General features: G+C 63.4%; 20 protein-coding genes. 1 reads left to right on the top strand and 19 read right to left on the bottom strand.

Translation table 11 applies throughout. The annotated features are described in order from the left end of the window. The first annotated feature begins 474 nt into the window (after positions 1-474). Positions 475-756, top strand: a complete 282-nt coding sequence (locus DGA31_RS24740; protein ID WP_109514298.1) for a hypothetical protein — start codon at positions 475-477, stop codon at positions 754-756. 202 nt (positions 757-958) lie between these two features. Here DGA31_RS24740 and DGA31_RS24735 read toward each other — a convergent pair whose 3' ends face one another. The 19 genes from DGA31_RS24735 to DGA31_RS24645 all read right to left on the bottom strand — a co-directional run bounded on the left by DGA31_RS24735 (position 959) and on the right by DGA31_RS24645 (position 18,402). Next, complete coding sequence (locus DGA31_RS24735; RefSeq protein WP_152035079.1) at positions 959-1,084, bottom strand: WavE lipopolysaccharide synthesis family protein; 126 nt, start codon at positions 1,082-1,084, stop codon at positions 959-961. A 94-nt stretch (positions 1,085-1,178) separates the two neighbouring features. Further along, positions 1,179-1,499, bottom strand: a complete 321-nt coding sequence (locus DGA31_RS24730; RefSeq protein WP_109514296.1) for a hypothetical protein — start codon at positions 1,497-1,499, stop codon at positions 1,179-1,181. Positions 1,500-1,654: 155 nt separating this feature from the next. After that, complete coding sequence (locus DGA31_RS24725) at positions 1,655-2,359, bottom strand: ABC transporter ATP-binding protein (RefSeq protein WP_109514295.1); 705 nt, start codon at positions 2,357-2,359, stop codon at positions 1,655-1,657. After that, on the bottom strand, positions 2,356-3,132 hold the full coding sequence (locus DGA31_RS24720; protein WP_109514294.1) for an ABC transporter permease: 777 nt from the start codon (positions 3,130-3,132) through the stop codon (positions 2,356-2,358). The genes DGA31_RS24725 and DGA31_RS24720 overlap by 4 nt, the downstream gene beginning before the upstream one ends. Before the next feature lie 515 nt (positions 3,133-3,647). Continuing rightward, complete coding sequence (locus tag DGA31_RS24715) at positions 3,648-5,138, bottom strand: aldehyde dehydrogenase (protein WP_109514300.1); 1,491 nt, start codon at positions 5,136-5,138, stop codon at positions 3,648-3,650. A 2-nt stretch (positions 5,139-5,140) separates the two neighbouring features. Next, a complete protein-coding gene (locus DGA31_RS24710; protein WP_109514293.1) occupies positions 5,141-6,043 on the bottom strand; it encodes a dihydrodipicolinate synthase family protein in 903 nt (300 codons plus the stop codon). Between the two features lie 70 nt (positions 6,044-6,113). Next, positions 6,114-7,442 (bottom strand): MFS transporter, encoded by a 1,329-nt coding sequence (locus tag DGA31_RS24705; RefSeq protein WP_056836093.1) that lies wholly within the window; start codon positions 7,440-7,442, stop codon positions 6,114-6,116. Between the two features lie 104 nt (positions 7,443-7,546). Continuing rightward, positions 7,547-8,866 (bottom strand): NAD(P)/FAD-dependent oxidoreductase, encoded by a 1,320-nt coding sequence (locus DGA31_RS24700; RefSeq protein ID WP_109514292.1) that lies wholly within the window; start codon positions 8,864-8,866, stop codon positions 7,547-7,549. 403 nt (positions 8,867-9,269) lie between these two features. Further along, complete coding sequence (gspN, locus tag DGA31_RS24695; protein WP_109514291.1) at positions 9,270-9,944, bottom strand: type II secretion system protein N; 675 nt, start codon at positions 9,942-9,944, stop codon at positions 9,270-9,272. Next, entirely contained in the window at positions 9,941-10,378 is a 438-nt protein-coding gene (gene gspM, locus DGA31_RS24690) for a type II secretion system protein GspM (protein ID WP_056836100.1), read from the bottom strand. The genes gspN and gspM overlap by 4 nt, the downstream gene beginning before the upstream one ends. Next, entirely contained in the window at positions 10,375-11,496 is a 1,122-nt protein-coding gene (locus tag DGA31_RS30520; protein WP_109514290.1) for a type II secretion system protein GspL, read from the bottom strand. The genes gspM and DGA31_RS30520 overlap by 4 nt, the downstream gene beginning before the upstream one ends. A gap of 14 nt (positions 11,497-11,510) precedes the next feature. Further along, positions 11,511-12,098: a PulJ/GspJ family protein gene (locus tag DGA31_RS24680; RefSeq protein ID WP_109514289.1), complete on the bottom strand. Its 588-nt coding sequence runs from the start codon at positions 12,096-12,098 to the stop codon at positions 11,511-11,513. Next, positions 12,095-12,466: a type II secretion system protein gene (locus tag DGA31_RS24675; protein ID WP_109514288.1), complete on the bottom strand. Its 372-nt coding sequence runs from the start codon at positions 12,464-12,466 to the stop codon at positions 12,095-12,097. The genes DGA31_RS24680 and DGA31_RS24675 overlap by 4 nt, the downstream gene beginning before the upstream one ends. Next, positions 12,463-12,900 carry a type II secretion system minor pseudopilin GspH gene (gene gspH, locus DGA31_RS24670; RefSeq protein WP_109514287.1) on the bottom strand — a complete coding sequence of 146 codons (438 nt, stop codon included), beginning with the start codon at positions 12,898-12,900 and terminating at the stop codon, positions 12,463-12,465. Before gspH ends, DGA31_RS24675 begins: the two co-directional genes overlap by 4 nt. 1 nt (position 12,901) lies before the next feature. Beyond that, entirely contained in the window at positions 12,902-13,333 is a 432-nt protein-coding gene (gspG, locus tag DGA31_RS24665; protein ID WP_056836109.1) for a type II secretion system major pseudopilin GspG, read from the bottom strand. 16 nt (positions 13,334-13,349) lie between these two features. Further along, positions 13,350-14,552 (bottom strand): type II secretion system inner membrane protein GspF, encoded by a 1,203-nt coding sequence (gspF, locus tag DGA31_RS24660; protein WP_056836110.1) that lies wholly within the window; start codon positions 14,550-14,552, stop codon positions 13,350-13,352. 3 nt (positions 14,553-14,555) lie between these two features. After that, entirely contained in the window at positions 14,556-16,004 is a 1,449-nt protein-coding gene (locus DGA31_RS24655; RefSeq protein WP_109514286.1) for a GspE/PulE family protein, read from the bottom strand. A 5-nt stretch (positions 16,005-16,009) separates the two neighbouring features. Further along, complete coding sequence (gene gspD / locus DGA31_RS24650) at positions 16,010-17,980, bottom strand: type II secretion system secretin GspD (protein ID WP_109514285.1); 1,971 nt, start codon at positions 17,978-17,980, stop codon at positions 16,010-16,012. Positions 17,981-17,982: 2 nt separating this feature from the next. Then, a complete protein-coding gene (locus tag DGA31_RS24645; RefSeq protein ID WP_056836313.1) occupies positions 17,983-18,402 on the bottom strand; it encodes a hypothetical protein in 420 nt (139 codons plus the stop codon).

The raw sequence follows: 18,402 nt of genomic DNA, 5'->3' as shown, positions 1-18,402 counted from the left end.
TAATCAGTTGACTCTCAGTCTGACACCGCAAGCACCCACACGAATTGCTTGATTCAATTGTTAAAGAGCGGTTGGTTGAGCTGTTCGCTTCAACCGAGGCGCGCATTCTACAGCGCCTGCGTAACATGTCAAGTGATTATTTTCGGAAGTTTTCAGATTTTCTCTTTCAACTTCAACCACTTGCGCTTCAGATCTCTCGTCAGCGGGAGGCGAATAATACAGTATTCAAAACCTCCGTCAACCCCCATCCCAAACTTTCTTCAGAAGCAGGCTGTTCTTTATATAGGATGCGCTCACGCAGCCTCTACCGATTACTTGTCACGTTGTAGGAAGCGTCTGATTCCGTAGCGCTTGCTTGTGGCGCCCCTCAAGCATGACTAAGGTTTTTCACCGGCGCAGCGCCTGATAAAACCAGACATCGCCCCCTCTGGCCGACGGTGCAAACGGCCTTGATCCCGACAAAGAGGACACAGCATGATCCTGCCGCCCCAAGACACGCCCCGCCTGAGTAACCTTTTTGATCCAGACGAGATCATGGTCAGCCCAGGCCTGAACTTCAGGGAGGCATTGATAAAGGCCTCCAGGCACCTTAACCGGGCAGCCATCAATGCCTATAAAGTGGCCAATCCTTACTCCACAACCGGACCACGTCCATCGGGTCGCCTGGTGGCGCATCAGTTGGATACGGCTCACGCGCTGATAGAGGCCTCCATCATCAGGCTGACCACACTGAAAAACTCGGCCAACGACGCTTGAGAACCCGCAGACATGCGCCTGTGCCTACGCCCGACAAGACCCTGTCGCAGAGTTTCAGATGGTTCATGATTACCTGAGAAGGATTGCCGAGGTGCACCTTTATGCCTTTCTTGTGCATGGCCCTCAGCAGAATGGCCTGCTCCAGCACCCGGCGCGCAGGTGAATAGACCGTAAAGCTGCCAAAGGAATTGCGACAGGGCCTTTAATTCAACAAGTCGCCAGATTCGATCAACGGCTGCTGCCAGAAATCACGCATGGCTTCACGGGCACCGAACTGCAGCAGGTCAGACAGGTGACCCGGCATGGGCACGCATTCGGGGGCACTCACGCATCAAGGACAGCTCAGGCGAAAGAGTGCGCAGCCTGTCCGGCGCTACATAACCAAGCCGCGGATGAGGCTGCAGAAGAATCGTTTTCATGAGTCAGATAACGTATTTATCATCGAGAACACCCGGCACTTTCACAACCACAATAACGGCATCGGACAGCGCCTTAAAGGCGGTGATGTCACCGGGTTCAAGGACGACGATATCGCCAGCACTCCAGATGTGGCCACGCATGCTGACGCTACCCGAGAGCAGTACCGTTATTTCAGTGGCGACTCTGTGATAGTAAGCGGCCTTTTCATCGCCTGCCTTGTAATGCTTGATCCCGACCTCGCAAGCCGGCGTATTGAATGCAGCAGGCTCAAAATCACCAATGAACCAACCTTTAACCATATCCTTGAGCTGTGCTTGTTTCATCGCATGTTCCCTGTGTCGAATGCTTGAGGCTGATTCTGGGCTTTCAGCGGGTGGTGCCGTGCAGGCTCGATGCGACATGTGCAGATTCGGCCCCTACGCAACACCCGTTCATTGAGAGTGGACGAGATGTTGACCATGCAGGTCGATGAACGCCTTTAAAAAGAGCCTTGATCGATGACCCGCCCCTGCTCGAGGGTCAGGTAGCGCTGGCAGAACTGCCGGCCTTCGTCGCTTGAATGAGTCACCAGGATCAGCGCCATTCCTTCGTCCTGCATGTCACGGATACGCTGGCGACATTTGTTCCTGAAAGCCTCATCACCCACGGCCAGGACTTCATCGGCCAACAGGATCTGTGGCTCGACATGAACGGCAACGGAAAACCCCAGACGCATGTACATGCCCGACGAGTAATGCTTGACCGGCTGATCGATAAAGCTCCCCAACCCGGAAAAGTCGGCGATGTCATTGAAGCGCGCGCGTGTCTGTCGATTGCTCAGGCCAAACAGGCTGGCGTTAAGGTAGATATTTTCTTCACCAGTCAAGTCGGGATGAAAACCCACACCCAGTTCGATCAAGGGTGCGACGCGGCCACAGGTCTTGAGCATGCCGCTGCTGGGCACGAGAATGCCGGACAGCAACTGCAGCAAGGTACTTTTGCCCGACCCGTTATGCCCGACCAGGGCCAGCGACTCACCCTTGCGCAAGGTCAGCGACACGTCGTTCAAGGCCGTGAATGTCTCGACCTGCTCGCGATGCCGAGACTGGAACAGTCCCAGGAACCGTTGTTTCAAACCGCCCCGGTTATGGCGCAGGGTGAAGTGCTTGGTAAGGTTTTGTGCCTCGATGACAATGCTGCTCATAAGTATTCGACCCGACTGTCAACGTTTCTGAATACCAGAAGCCCGATCACCAGCGACACCGCGCCCAGTGCCACGCACAGCAGCAGATCACTGGCGGGCGGGGCGACGCCCTCATGAAGGATGGCCTTGAAGCTGTTGAAATACGGCGCCACCGGATTGAGCGCGACCACCCGTGCAATCTCGGCTGGCAACGAAGAGGTGACCCAGACAATGGGCGTCATCCAGAACATCAACGGCACCAGTACGTCGATCAGGTGCTTGATGTCGCGCATCGTGACCTGCATGACGCTGATGGCCAGGCCGGCCCCCATTAGAAAGGCCATGAACGACACCAGCACCAGCGGATAGAACCACAGGGCCGGGGTCACGACACCGCCCAACAGCGAGAACAGCGCCACGTACACCACCATGACGCCACTCCAGAACACGAGGATGGTCAAGCCCCCCGAAAGCGGCAACAACAGACGCGGAAAGCGCAGCTTGCGGATCAGATTGCCGTTATGGATCAGCCATTCACCACTTTGCGAAAGCAATTGGGCCAGTAACATCCAGTGCACCAGGCCCGTCACCAGGTGCAGGGCAAAACGGTCCTGGGTACTGGGCAGAATATAAGTAAAGACCAGGTAATACGTCAGGGTCACGGCCAGCGGGTTGCCCAGTGACCAGATGAAACCCAGGGTGGCGCCCATGTAGCGGACCTTGATGTCCTTGGCGACAAGATTGATGACCAGGTCACGCCATCGGGCGATACCGGGGAAATTTGATAACAACATGATAAGGCCCAGCCAGTTGGGGGAATGAACGCCTGTAACGCCGGATATCCGCACGCCTGCCGCACTCGGCAAGCAAGACAGGAGGATGTTTATAGGAGCACGATCGAGGCGGACTGCAGGACTTGATGACCGGTTGTGAACAGCGCGTATGATCGATATTTTGTGCAGGAAAAGGCTATCAGCCGTTTCCTCATAACTTGTAGGAAAACACTACAGAGAAACGCAGGCATTCATGTCCCGAACCCAAGGGCCATTTTCCCCTGTCATGCCTTTGCCCTGTCCGGGTCAGGCATACCGCCTGAACAGCCAGCCACCTGACGCTTACGGGAGTGACGATCAAGCGGACGAAAACATGCCCCGGAACAAGGATCACTCCGGAGCATGGGTTGAGACACGGGGAGATGTTCGAATTTCAGAGGGGGCAACCGGTGATTACCGGTGCGAGGACACGGCCACGATCACCGACAGCGTGGTGCCGGTGATCGCTTTCAGGTCAACTGACCGCCGCGATTACATCAATTGGCATTGATCCAGATGGTCTTGATTTCCGTGTATTGATCATGCGCCCAGATGGACTTGTCACGACCGCCAAAACCCGACTCTCCATAGCCACCGAATGGCGTCGAGGCATCGCCTTCACCGAAGCAGTTCACGGTCACGATCCCGGCACGAATCTCGCGAGACAGACGCAGCGCATTGCGCAGGCTGCTGGTATAGGCCGAAGCCGCCAAACCGTAGACGGTGTCGTTGGCCAGGGCGATGGCCTCATCAAGCGTAGTGAAGGTGGTGACGCTCAGCACCGGGCCGAAGATCTCTTCGACGAACAGACGACTGCCCGGCGCCACGTTATCGACGATGGTCGGCTCGATGAACACGCCATCATGGGTCTTGCCACCCTCGACGACATTGAGCTGCTGCTCGACGGCATACTCCAGGTACGAACGAACCTTCTCGAAGTGAGACTTGCTGACCATCGCGCCCAAACGGTTGGCCGGGTCCAGCGGGTCGCCCAGTTGCCAATCGCGTACATGCACCTTGATGCGCGCCAGCAGTGCGTCCTTGACATCGGCGTGCACGATCAGGCGCGAAGACGCCGAGCAGTTCTCACCCATGTTCCAGAACGCACCAGCCACCAGGTACTGGGCCACTTCGTCGATGTCCTCGACGTCGTTCATGACCACGGCCGGGTTCTTGCCGCCCAGTTCCAGCACGATGCGCTTGAGGTTCGACTCGGCCGCGTACTTGAGAAACAGACGCCCCGTGTCGGTGGAGCCGGTGAAACTTACGCCGGCGATATCGGGGTGACGGCCGATCGGCTCACCCACCTCGCGGCCACCGCCGGTAACAATGTTGAACACCCCGGCCGGAACACCGGCCTGATGCGCCAGCTCGGCGACACGCAGGGCGGTCAGGGTGGTTTCCTTGGCCGGCTTGACCACGATCGAGCAACCGGCGGCCAGCGACGGGCCGATTTTCCAGGCCAGCATCAAGAGCGGGAAGTTCCACGGCAGCACCAGGCCGACCACACCGATGGCCTCGCGCACCACCATGCTCACGGCGGCCGAACCGGTCGGGGCCGTGGCGTCGTAGATCTTGTCGATCAACTCGGCGTGCCAGCGCAGGGTGTGGATGGTTTCCGGCACATCGACGTTCTGGCATTCCTGGATCGGCTTGCCGCTGTCCAGGCTTTCCAGCACCGCCAGCTCATGAGCGTTGTCTTCGAGCAACTGGGCGAACGCCAGCAGGATGTGCTTGCGCTGACCGGGCGACAGCTTGCTCCAGCGGCCATCGTCAAAGGCACGCTTGGCTGCAGCCACGGCCAGGTCGACGTCTTCACTGGCACCGGCGGCGATATTGGCCAGCAGTTCGCCGGTGGCCGGGTTGGTGGTCGGGAATGTCTTGCCCGACAACGCATCGCGGAACCCGCCATCGATGAACGACTGGGTCGGGAACGTCAGGCCAGCGGCAATCGCGGCGTACTGTTCTTTACTCAAGAGCTCGGCCATGTTCATGCACCTCCGGTGATTTGCGCGATATTGCGCTTGAGCACGGTAATGACCTCTCTGAAGGTCTGTTTCTCTTCGTCGGTCAGGCCCTGCAGCGGCGCACGCACGCCACCGGTGTACAGGCCGCTCAGCTCGCTGCCGTACTTGATGGTCTGGACAAACTTGCCGGTTTCCAGGAAGTCCATCAGCGGCATCATCTCGGCCATGATGCGGCGGCCCTTGGCGAAGTCTTTCTCGATCACGCAGGCTTCATACAGTGCCACGTGCTCGCGCGGGATGAAGTTGGAGCCGGCACACACCCAGCTCTGCGCGCCCCAGGCGAAAAACTCCAGCGCCTGGTCATCCCAGCCACACGACAGCGCGACGTTCGGGTACGTCACGGCCATGCGGTGCAGGCGGTTCATGTCGCCTGTGCTTTCCTTGATGGCCACGATGTTCTGCACGTCGGCCACGGCATCGAAGAACTCGTCGCCCATGGCCACGCCCATGCGGCCCGGGTAGTTGTAGAGCATGATCGGCAAGCCGGCCGCGCGGTCCACGGCTTTGACGTGAAGGGCGATTTCCTGCTGGGTCGGCAGCGCGTAGGGCGGCGTACCCACCAGCAGCGCGTCAGCCTTGATCGACTTGGCATGCTCGGCAAACGCCACCGCGTCTTCAGTGCGGATGGCGCCGGTGCCGATGATCAGCGGCAGGCGGCCGTTGATCACATCGCGGGCCTGGGCGGCCAGGTCGAAGCGCTCTTGAGCGGTGTGCGCGTAGTACTCGCCGGTCGAGCCGCCGATGATGATGCCGTGCACCTTCTGCTCGATCAGGTATTCAAGGACCTGGGTAAACGCCGGTGCGTCGATCGCGCCGTCTGCCTTGAGGGGGGTGATGGCCGGGGTATAGATGCCTTCGAATTTCACAGGGTGACCTCCAGTGGAGCAGCAGAACAATAAAATGGAAGCCACGCTCAAACGACGTGGCTGTTTTTCGTCACGTCAGGGATGCAGCCTGTTGCAGGTTCAGCGAGCGGGTTTCCGGGGCCAGCGCCACGGCAAACACCAGCCCGACCAGAGTCACGACGGCGGCGGCGTACAGGGTTGTGCCAATGCCGAAGCTGTCCAGCGACATCGGCACCAGCCAGGTGCCGATGGCCGCACCGATGCGCGACAACGAGGTGCCGACACCGACGGCGCACGCGCGAATGTCGGTCGGGAACAGCTCATTGGGGTAAACCAGCTGCAGCACTTGTGCGCCGCCAATGAACAGCGCGTAGGCACCGAACAGGGCCAGCACCAGGATTTCGGATCCATCGTGAAAGGTCGCCAGCCCCAGCAGCGCCAGGCCCGAAAACAGGAAGCTGTTGATCAGCATGCTGCGCCGGCCCATGGTATTGATCAGATTGGTGGCGACCACACAGCCCACCACGAACAGGAATGTGATCGCCACCGAGCCGAACGAAGCCCAGTCACCTTCAAGGTTCAGCGCCGCCAGCACCTTGGGCGCGAAGGCGTACACGGCAAACACCGGGATCACCGAGCAGCTCCAGAACATGGTGACGAACAACATGCGCTTGCCGTAGCCCGAGTGCAGCAGGCTGAGTACCGAAAGCTTTTTCTCCTCGGGCTGTTCGGGCAGGTTCTGCAACGAAAACCCAGGGCCGTAGACCGCCTTGATGACGCGCTCTGCTTCGCCGGCCCGGCCTTTGCCGAGCAACCAGCGCGGCGACTCCGGGGTCCCCAGGCGAATCAGGAACAGGGCCGCGCCAATGACCGCCGCGCTGGCCAGCACCAGGCGCCAGGCATCCTCGCCGCCATGACGCAGAATGAAATCACCCGCCAGGTAGGCGGTGGCCGCCCCGGCAAACCACAAGATGGTCAGGGTTGCCAGGCGTGGGCCACGGTATTTTTTCGGCAGGAACTCCACCAGCAGCGAGGTGGCCACCGGGTATTCAATGCCCACGGCAATGCCGATCATGAACCGCAGCAGGAACAGTACTTCGCCCGACTCGACCCAGAACTGAGCGACCGAACACAGCATGAACAGGAGCGGACCGACAAAGAAAATGCGCTGGCGCCCGAACCGGTCGGTCAGCCAGCCGCCCAGGAAGCCGCCAAAGAAAATCCCGATCAGGGCCGACGCCGCAATCATGCCTTGCCAGAAACTGCTCAGGCCCAGCGCCGCGGTCATTTGCACCATGCACACGCCAATGATGCTCAGCACATAGCCATCGACAAACGAGCCACCGCCGCTGCGCACGGTCAACAGCTTGTGAAAGCCATTGAGCGGTACATCTTCGATCGAGGTAGAGAGCGTTGTCATTATTATCTCCAGTCTTCAGAAAATCGGGCCGAGCACGCCCGCAGGGCCAAACTCATGTTCAATCCCGAAGCCTCTCAAACCTGTAACCAGTGCCTTGCGACCCCTCAGCTTTCCCGGCCGGCCCGGTGCTGTCCCCACATCAGGTTGATGTTCACGCCCATGGACAGGAACGGCTCGGGCGGGTTGCCGTTGGGGCCTGCAGAGCCCAGCAGGAAATCGGTCAATTCATTGCGCTGGCCGGCCAGCCAGTTGGCCAGCAGCGTGCCGGTCACGGTGCCGCGGGTAATGCCCAGCCCGTTGCAGCACAGCGCGCCATAGACATTCGGCGCCAGCTCGCCGAAATGCCCCGCGTGGTTGCGCGACAACGCCAGCGCACCGCCCCAGGTGTATTGAAAATCGACCTGCGGCAACATCGGAAAGCGGGCCGCAAACGATGCGCGATGGCGGCTCACGAAGCGCTCCAGGTACTTGGGGTTGCTGCGCCCGTCCGGATTGAAGCTGAAGCTGTTGCGAATCAGCAGGCGGTTGTCTGGCGTGCGGCGCACCGTGGTGCCGAACGTGTCGGCCGGAATCACGCCCCAGTACGGTTTGCCGCCCAGGCGCTGCTGCTCTTGGTCAGTGAGTGGCCGGGTAAGGCTGGCGTAGGTGAACACCGGCAGCATCTTGCCCTTGAGAAAGCCGAAGCTCATACCGAAGGCATTGTTGGTCAGCACCAGTTTGTCGGCGGTGATGGTGCCGTTGGCATGGCCCAGCACGACCTTGTCGCCATAGTCGACGCGGGTGATCGGCGTGTGCTCGTACAGCGTGACATTGGCCGGCAGCGTGTCGGCCAGGCCCTTGACCAGCGCCGAAGGCTGGACCAGCACCGTGCCCGGCGTGAACAGTGCCTTGCGGTAGAAATGCGTGCCGATGTGCTCGGGAATCTCGGCCGCTTCGATCACCTGATAAGGCTGGCCCAGCTTGTCCAGCCCGCGCCGGTAGGCGTCGAGAATCGCAATGCCGCGATCCTCGATGGCGGCTTGGTACTTGCCGCACGCCTTCATCTGGCAGTCGATGCCGTGACGCTCGACCACTTCGCGCAGCAGCGACTGGCCAGCGAGGTTGAGCTTCATGTTGATGTTGGCGGTGGCCAGGTCGCCGATGTAGTCCTCGGCGCCGATGTCGTGCGGCAGGTCGATGGCAAAGCCTGCGTTGCGCCCGGAGGTGCCGAACCCCACTTCCTGCGCCTCGACCAGCACGATCTCGTCATCAGGGAAATTGAGCGCCAGTTGCCGCGCCGCCGCCAGGCCGGTAAACCCGGCCCCGACCACCACCCAGCGGGCGGCACTCTTGCCGTAATGAGCAGGCTTTGGCTGCCGGGCTCGACTGAGGTGATACCAGCCACAGGAAGCATCGTCGGCGGGCAAATGGGTGATTTTCGTCATTTCAGGAACCTGAGTTTTATTGTTCGACTTGCCTGGCCAATGCACGATCGGACCCTGTCGCGGACACTTGCCTGCCCGAACCCCGAGGGCTGGCAGAGCATTTCCCGAATAACTCCGGATGACTCGACCCCGAGAACAACCAGCTATGTCTACAATCTGTATAACGACTATAAATTTACGTTAGACAATGTGTCTACAGGTTTTTTTAGCGTGTCGTTTTCAGACATGAGGAGGCTGTTTCAGGCATAAGCCCTGCCTTTTGTCAGACGGCAATGCGCAGGGTCAATGTCGGTCAGGCAAGAAGAAGCGGCCGATGCCTGCTGGAGGGGGCTCTTGTGGGCGGGGGCTTGCCGGCGATGGCTATGGGACAGGCGCAGCAGGTGTATGGGTCTTGCTGGCCGATTCAGCGCCTGACGGCGCCAAACACTTTTTCAAAGCGCTCATCGCCGGCCTTGAGCAGTCCGGCCTGCACCAGTAAAGGTGTCAGTGCCGCCTGCGGCGTGACCTGCCCGCTCACCCGAATACCGCCACCGTCGGTCTCGAGCCGGGCCTGCAGATGGTGTTCGCCTTCGCGCTGCACGTCAGCCAGCCCTTGCAGCCCTTGCTGACATTCCACATTCAAGCGCACCTCGCCCACGGCCAGGGTCCAGGGCGTCAGCAGGCCGACGTCATGCCCTTGCACCTGACCCGAGGCACCGACACAACGCGCACCGCGCCCGTCAATTTGTAACCGGCCTTGCCACTGCCCGCCGATCAGATAAGGGCTGTTCACCCCCGCCACTGCGGCGCCCGGTAGCAATTGCGCCTGCCAATGCCAAGGCCAGCCACTGACCGTCAGCGTCCAGTGCTGCTGCGCCAACCCCGTCTCCAGCCGTGCGCGCCACGGGCGCAGTTGCCAGGCCAGCGGCCCCAATGCACCGGCCTGCTGCGCGTGGCCGTTCCACACCGAGCCGCTGACCTGCGCGGGCTGCCAGCCGGGTGGCCAGTCGATCAGCCGCAAGGCCCAGGCCGCCGGCAAGTTGAGCAGCAAGGTCAGACCGAAGACCAGCCCCCCGGCCAGCCATAGCCGACGGCTCAAGGTTGCCCTCCGTGGCGGCTGACATCCAGATTGAACACCAGGCCTGCACCACGGCGCTCCAGGCTCCAGCGCAAGGGCCGGGCGCCCTGCTCTTCAATGCTGCGCATCAGGTGCGCCAGGCTGTCGGCCCGGGCCACTTCACCCTGCAATTGCCAGACATCGCCGCGTGGCTCGACGCCGGTCAGGGTCACACCATGGGCACCGGCCAGTGCCTGCCAGCGGGCGTTGTCGAACTCGCCGGCCGGCTTGAGCACCTGGGCCTGCGCGGCCAGACGCTGCCATTGGCGCAGGTCCTTGCCATAGTCGATCAACGGCCGGCCGATCAGCACCAGGATCAGGGTCAGGACCACCACCCAGCCGCCCAGCAACAGGTAACGACGCGACGCGGGCAAGGCCGCATAGCCATGGGAAAAACGCACGAACAATGCATTCATGGCACCGCCCCCAGGTCAAAACGTACGGTAAGTTGCGCGCCGTTCTCGCTCGGCTCGGCACTGGCCGTTGCGCCGGCGGTCTGCGCCAGATCCTGCCAGTTCGAAGCGGGTGGCGGCGCGACCTGGCTGCCCGCATGACCGCCCAGCACCAGGCGCCAGGTACGCCCATCGAAATGACTGCCCGCGACGCCCCAGTCCTGTTGCGCACCCAACCAGCGGTCCAGGCCCTGCTCCAGCACCACCAGTTGTTCCTGGCGCACGCGCCAGTCAGCCTGTTCAGCCTGCATCCGCGCCAGGCTGCGCGTGGCCTGCTGCACCGTCGACACCGGCCCCGCCAGCGCCTGGACCTGTGCCTTCCAGACCGGCACCTGATTGACGAACTGCACCAGTGCCAACGTGGCCCAGCACAGCCCCAACAGCGCAGCGCACCCCGTCAGCCGGCGCTGCAAGGGCGTGAGCCAGCCGCCAGGCCGTATCCGGGTGCGACGAGGTTCGAGCAGATTCGGCAAACGCTCCAGTGCCGCCCAACGCTGTGGCCACACACCGCTGAAGGCCTCGGCGTCGGTTCGCCAGTCCTCGGGCACATCGCCCAGTGCCGTCGGCCAGACCAGCCACTGCTGCCGGCCCTCGGCATCGCCACGCACCAGGCAGGTTTCTTCACCACAATGCCAGGCCAGCACCTCGCCGGCTTCGGCCGGTGGCATCAGTTGCATCTGCGCCCACACCACCTCGGGCTCGATACCCAGTGCCTGCGCATCGGCCAGCCAGCCCTGGACCCTGGCATGCTCGACCACCAGCAACTGCAAGTGCCCGGCCACGCGCGCCAAGGCAAACACCTGAACCTGCTCGCTGGGCTGTTGCAACTGATCGTCCAGCAACAGGGGCCATTCATGACGCTTGAGGCCCGGCGGTGCGGCCACCAGAAAGTGGCTGCACCGGGCGGCCGGCAGCACCAGTGCCACCCGATCGCGCTGCGCATGACCGGCCGGCGGCGGCCAGTCGCCCGCCTCCTCACCCGGCCAGCGTCGCCACTGCCAGGGCCGATCAGGCGCAAGGCCCGGGCGTACCAGCAGCCAGCCACGGGTGTCGCGCCGGCGCAGGGACCAACGCTCAGACATCGCGTGCCCCCGGCTCATGGTCGGGTGTCGGGCAGATTGAAGGTGCACACATAAGGGGCTCCGTGGTAGTTGAATTCCAGCCGCACCCCGCGGGTCGGCAGGCTGGCGACGGTGGAGGGAAACGCCAGCCAGCGATTGCCCTGATAGAAACCGAACTGCACCTGGCTGACTTCCTCCAGTTGTTCGCGGCGCTGCCAGTTCGGCGCGCCGACCGCATACACATCGGCGGACGTTTGCAGGCTCAGGCGTCGTTCACGGGCATCGAACGTCAAGCGCTGACGCTCCAGCCTGGATGTGCCGCCCGCCTGCGGCCAGGCGCTCAGGGCCACCCAGGCCAATTGCGGTGTCGCGGGTTGCCAGTCGAGCCAGCGCTGCGGCAACGGCAGGCGCTGCTCATACAACTGGCGCAGCACCAGGCTGTCGAACCGCCGCTCCAGCGCCAGGCAGAATTCCAGCACCCGGGGTTGATCGTCCTGCTCGTTCAGCTGTTCGCGTACCTTGACCCAGCCGTTGACCAAGGCCGCCAGCAACACCCCGAGCACCGCCGTCAGGGCCAGTGCCACCAGGAGCTCGATCAGGGTCAGGCCGCGTTGAGGCCTCACTGCGGACGCACCAGAAACACGGTGAAATGCCCCAGCGGCTCACGCTCGTCACGGGCGGCAAACAGCGCCAGCTCGCCACGGCGCAGATCCTTGACCCCACGGGTCATGGCCAGGTCCAGGCGCCAATGGCAAGTGTTCACCCCCTGGCGCAGTTCGCCCCGCACCTGCTTGGCCGCTGGCCAGTACTGCTCGACGCCGAAGCGCGCCTCCAGCTCGCGCGCGCACAAGCTGCCAAGCCGGTGCTGCTGCACCGCCTGGTGCACCGCGATACGCTGACGCAATAACTGGCTGATCATCACCGTCATCATCGCGGCGATGCCCAGCGCGACCATGACTTCCAGCAAGGTGAACCCACGCTGGCGCTTCATGGCCCATCAATCCGCACCAGACGATCATTGACCAACCATTGCCAGCGCTGGCGGCCTTCGGCCCATTGCCATTCCAGGCTTGCCGCACTCGCCACGCCATGGGCGGTAAAGACCACCTGTGGCATCTGGCTGGCCGGCCAACTGGCTGACAGCTGGGTCGGCCAGGATTCGGCGCGCCACGGCTGGGCCACCCAACGCTGCTGCTCGAAACGCACGAACTCCGGCTGCTTGCCGGTCCAGCGCAGCCCCATCGGTTGCCCGCTGTGCCGGGCCAGGGCGGCCTGGTGTTGCGCCTGCGCGGCCAGTTGTTCCAGCGCCTGCACGGCCGGCGCCGGCGCGCCGTTGAGCCAGGCCACGCTCAAGCCACTGAACAGGCCGATGATCAGCATCACCACCAGCAGTTCAAGCAGCGTAAAGCCGCGCGCGCGGTTCACCTCACAGGCTCCAGTTACCGATATCGCTGTCGGTGCCCTCGCCGCCGTCGATGCCATCGGCACCCAGCGAATAGATGTCGATGCGCCCGTGCTCACCCGGCGCGCGGTAGCGATAGGCGTTGCCCCACGGATCGTCCGGCAGCCGGCGAATGTAGCCATCGGCGCGCCAGGCCCGGGCCAGCGGCTCGGCCGTCGGTGCCTTGACCAGCGCGCCCAGGCCCTGCTCGGTGGTCGGGTAGCGCAGGTTGTCCAGGCGGTACATGTCCAGCGCCTGCTCCAGCGTCGACAGGTCGGCCAGCACCTTCTGGCGCATGGCCTTGTCCTGATTGCCGAGCACGCTGGGCGCGACCACCGCGATCAGCAGGCCGATGATGAAAATCACCACCATGATTTCCATCAGGGTAAAACCGCGCTGGTTGCGCAAACGAGGCATAGATCGCTTCTCCATATCAGAAAGACAGACCCTGGTTGAGCTGCATGATCGGCAGCAGCACCGCGAGCACGATGAACAACACCACCGCGCCCATCACCAGAATCATCAGGGGTTCGAACAGGGCCATGAGCGTGTCCACCTGACGGGTGAAGCCACGCTCCTGGTTATCAGCCACCCGCTCGAGCATGTCGGGCAAGGTGCCGCTGGCCTCGCCACTGGCCACCATGTTCAACAGCAACGGCGGAAAGTGCCCGGCACCGCTCAGGGCACGGTGCAGGCTGACGCCGCCCTCGACCTGCTCGCGCACGGTCTGCAGGGCGCGGTGCACCTCGCGGTTGCCGACCGTGGCGGTGGCCACCTGCAGGGCTTCGAGCAAGGGCACGCCGCTGCCGGCCAGGATCGCCAGGCTGCGCGCCAGCCGGGCGCTTTCCAGCACGCTCAGCAAGGCACCGACTTTCGGCCAGCCCAGCAAGGCGCGGTCGCGGCGCAGGCGCCAATGCGCCTTGCGCAGCAGCACGCCGGCGCCCATGCCACCCAGCACCACTAGCGCCAGTAACCAGGGCCCGACCAGCAATAGTCCGTCGCTGAGGCCGATCAACACCCGGGTGACCAGCGGCAGGGTTTGCCCGCTGTGGCTGAACTGCTCGGTCAGTTTTGGCACTACAAAGGTCATCAGGCCGATCACCACGACCAGCGACACCAGCATCAGCACTGCCGGGTAGATCATCGCGGTACGGGCTTTGTGCCGCTGACGCTGCACCTGTTCAAGGTGATCGGCAAGGCGCTCCAGCACCGGCGCCAGCTTGCCGGAACGCTCACCGGCCTCGACCAGCGCGCAATACAGATCATCGAACAGCCCGCCCTGGCGACGCAGACTCTGCGCCAGACTATGGCCCTCACCCAGCGTGCCACGCACTGCCACCAGCAGGTTGCGGATTGCCGGCTGCGCCAGTTGCCGCTCCAGCGTTGCCAGGGCGTCGACCAGAGGAATACCGGCGCTGGCCAGGGTCGCCAGTTGCCGGGTCAGTTCGCACAACTGACTATGGTTAAGGCGCTGGTTGCGCGGTAACCGCGTGGTGGTGTCCTGCACTTGCAGGCTGCGGGCAAACAAGCCCTGCTCGCGCAGCAGTTGCCGGGCATGGCGTTCGTTCTCGGCCTGCAGGCTGGCCTTGCGGCTGCGCCCGGCCTGGTCCAGGGCGTGATAAGCGTAGGTCGGCATCAATCAGCCCCGCACCGCACGCAGCACTTCGGCCAGGCTGGTCTCGCCGCGTCGCAGGCAATCGCAGGCCATGTCCGCCAGGCTCTGGCGTTTGTCCTTGAGGTAGTCATGCATCACCACTTCGCTGGCGCCGTCGTAGAGCAGGCGGATCAGCCCGTCGTCCAGCTCGATGAATTCATACAGGCCGATGCGCCCCTCGTAGCCACTGCCGTGGCAGCGTTCGCAGCCTTGCGGGTGAAAGCTTTCGCTCAGTTCGCCCAACTCCGGCCACAGCGCCCGCTCGGCAGCTTGCAAGGGTTGCGGCACTGCGCATGCACACAGGCGGCGCACCAGCCGCTGGGCCAGCACGCCCTTGAGGCTGGAGGCGATCAGAAACGGTTCAACCCCCATGTCGCGCAAGCGCGTGACGGCGCCCACGGCGCTGTTGGTGTGCAGGGTCGACAGCACCAGGTGCCCGGTCAGGCTGGCTTGCACCGCAATCTGCGCGGTCTCGCGGTCGCGGATCTCGCCGAGCATGATCACATCCGGGTCCTGGCGCAGGATGGCGCGCAGGCCACTGGCAAAGGTCAGGCCGGCCTTGGGATTGATCGCGGTCTGGCCGATGCCGGTGATCGCGTATTCCACCGGGTCTTCGACGGTCAGAATGTTGCACGAGCCATCGTTGAGGCTGTTGAGGCTGGCATACAAGGTAGTAGTCTTGCCCGAGCCGGTCGGCCCGGTGCTGAGCACGATGCCGTTAGGCCGCGCCAGGCAGGCACGCAGGCCGCGCTGCACCGCCTCGGGCATGCCGAGGTTGGCCAGGTTCAACAGGCTGGCTTGCTTGTCGAGCACACGCATCACCACCCGCTCGCCATGAATGCCGGGCAGGGTCGACACCCGGATGTCCACCTCACGGCCACCGGCACGCAAGGTGATCCGGCCGTCCTGGGGCTGGCGCTTCTCGGCAATGTCCAGGCGCGCCATGACCTTGATGCGCGACACCAGCATCGCCGACAGCGCCCGCGGCGGACGCAGCACTTCACGCAAATGACCGTCGACGCGCAGGCGGATCACCAGGCTGGCTTCGAAGGTCTCGACATGAATGTCCGAGGCCTGCACCCGCAGCGCCTCGCCGAACAGGCCGTTGATCAAGCGGATCACCGGGGCGTCGTTGTCGTTTTCCAGCAGGTCTTCGATCCGGGGCAGCTCGCTCATCAGGCTGTCGAGGTCAACCCGCTCGCCGATGCCTTCGATCAGCGCCGCGGTGGCCGACTCGCCGGCCTGGTACAGCGTGCCCAGGCGCTGGTCATAGTCCGCCACGCTCAGGTGCTCGACCGCTGTGGGCCGGCCATGCACGCGCAGCACTTCCTGAATGATGTCGGTGTCGGCCCCGGCGCGCAGCCACAACTGCCAGCCCGGCTCGGCCGGCACTCGTGCGACACCGGCCTGGCGTGCCAGGCGATAGGGCAGCAAGCCACTCACCAGGCCACCGCCCCCAGCCGCTCGCGGCTCGACGGAAACAGCTGCAACAAGGTGTCGCCGGCGGCCTGCTCGGGCAAAGCCAGGTTGGTGCTGGTCTTGAGGTTGCGGTACTTCTCGCTGCTCAACTGGGCCAGGGTCTGGTCGTCACGCACGATGCGCGGACGGATGAACACCATCAGGTTCTGCTTGACCCGCTGCGTGGCGCTGGAGCGAAACAGCCGGCCGACCCCGGGAATGTCACCGAGAAACGGCACGCGCTGATCGCTGTCGGTGCTCTCGTCGCCGATCAACCCGCCCAGCACCACCAGGCCGTTGTCGGCGACCATGACCTTGGTCTTGATCTCGCGCTTGTTGGTGATCACATCGCTGGCCGAGGCGCTGTCAGCAATCGATGAGACTTCCTGGACGATGTCCATGCGCACCGTGTTGTCGATGTTGATCTGCGGCTTGATGCGCAGCTTCACACCGACCTCCTTGCGCTCAATGGTCTGGTACGGGTTGGCGTTGTTCTGGGTCACGGAGCCGGTCACGAACGGCACTTCCTGGCCGACCAGGATCGAGGCCTCGGCGTTGTCCAGGGTCAGCAGGGTCGGGGTCGACAACAGGTTGAAGCCGCTCTGGCCCTTGAGCGCATTGATCAGCGCCAGGAAATTCAGGCCGCCGCCGCTGAGGTTGCCAATCCCGGCCGTGGCGCCCTGCACGCCGGCCAGCAATTCAGCCAGCGCGCCGTTGTCGCCGTTCTGCGCCAGGGCACCGACGGCGGCGACGCTGGCGGCATTGTTGCCGGGAAAGTTGAAGGCACCGCCGCCCAGGCTGTCGTGCTGGAACAGCCACTGCACGCCCAGCTCCTGCACGCGGGTGTCGGACACTTCGGCAATGATCGCCTCGACCACCACCTGGGCGCGGCGAATGTCCAGTTGCTCGACGATGCTGCGGTAGGCCGCCAGCTCGCTGTCGGGTCCGACCATCACCACCGCGTTGGTGCCCTCTTCATACTCCATGCGCACGCCACTGGTGCTGACCATTGGCGGCTTCTCGCCCTCGGGCGCGGTGCTTTCGGGCATGGCGGCCTGTTCCTGGCCCAGGCCACGCAGCACCTTGACCACCTCGGCGGCGTTGGCATGGCGCAGGTACATGACCACGGTGTTGCTGCTGTGCAAGGCATCGCGCGGTTTGTCGAGCTGGCTGAGCAAGGCGCGCACGCGCTGGCGACTGTCGGTGCTGCCACGCACCAGCAGGGCGTTGCTGCGCGGGTCGGCGACCACTTGCGCGCTGTCGGCGCCCTGTTCGCGGGCCAGCAGGCGGGTGACCAGCAGCGCGGTGTCGTTGGCGCTGGCGTTCTTGAGCGGCATGACTTCCAGCGGCTCCTGGCTGACTTGATCAAGTTGCCCGAGCAAGGTGTCGATGCGGTCCAGGTTGCTGCGCCAGTCAGTGATCACCAGCAGGTTGGCCGACGGGTACGGGGTAATGACGCCGACACGCGGATCAATCAACGGCTTGAGGATATTGAGCATCTGCTCGCTGGCCGCATTGCGCACGTTGAACACCCGGGTGGCCATGCCGTCATTGGCCTGGCCGGTCTTGTACTGACGGGTGCTGCGGCCCGATTCCACCGGCACCGGCTCCAGCCGCGCGGCTTCGTCGGGCACGATCTTCACGCTGCCGTTGGGCAGGTCCACGGCGGCAAAGCCCTGGGCGCGCAGTTGCGACAGGAAGATGGCGTAGATCTCGTCGCTGCCGAGCATCTCGATGCTGCGCACCGTCACCTTGCCCTTGACCCGCGGGTCGATGATGAAGGTGGTGTTGGTGATGCGCGAAACGCTGTCGATGAACTCGGACAATTCGGTGTCGACGAAGTTGACCTCGTACACCGGGTCCTCTTCGGCCTGCACGGTGCCCAGGCCCAGACCCAGGGCACAGAGCAAAAGGGCGAGACGCAATGGTGGCTTGCAGCGGTCGTAAATCATGCTTATCCCTGTTGCCGGATGCCGAAAGGTGGACGTTGTGCCGGCCACGGCAGGCGCTCGCGCTGGCCATGGTTATCGAAGATCAGGCCGCGCTCGTCGATGTCCTGCAGGACGATGCCGGGGGCCAGGCGCTGGCCGCGGCTCAGGGTGCGCTGGCGTTGTTCGTAGCGCAGCACCACCACCGTGGCCGCCAGGTCACGCGCCTTGAGGCTGCCGATGTATTCGATGGGCAGACGGGTCAGCGGCAGCTCGCCGGTATTCACCGCCTCGCGGTGCCAGTGCGCGCCGAGCAATTGCGGCGCAGGTGCCAGAAGCGCTGGTGCCACGGCCGTCGGCGCATGGCCATGCCAGAGTTGCACCACGCATTGCGCTGCCAGCCAGCCGCACAAGACGACCAGCAGCAGATGGCTCAGCGCGGTCAG

This window comes from Pseudomonas ovata (assembly GCF_003131185.1).
GTDB classification, from domain to species: Bacteria; Pseudomonadota; Gammaproteobacteria; order Pseudomonadales; family Pseudomonadaceae; genus Aquipseudomonas; species Aquipseudomonas ovata.
This window is presented reverse-complemented; position numbering and strand designations above follow the sequence as displayed.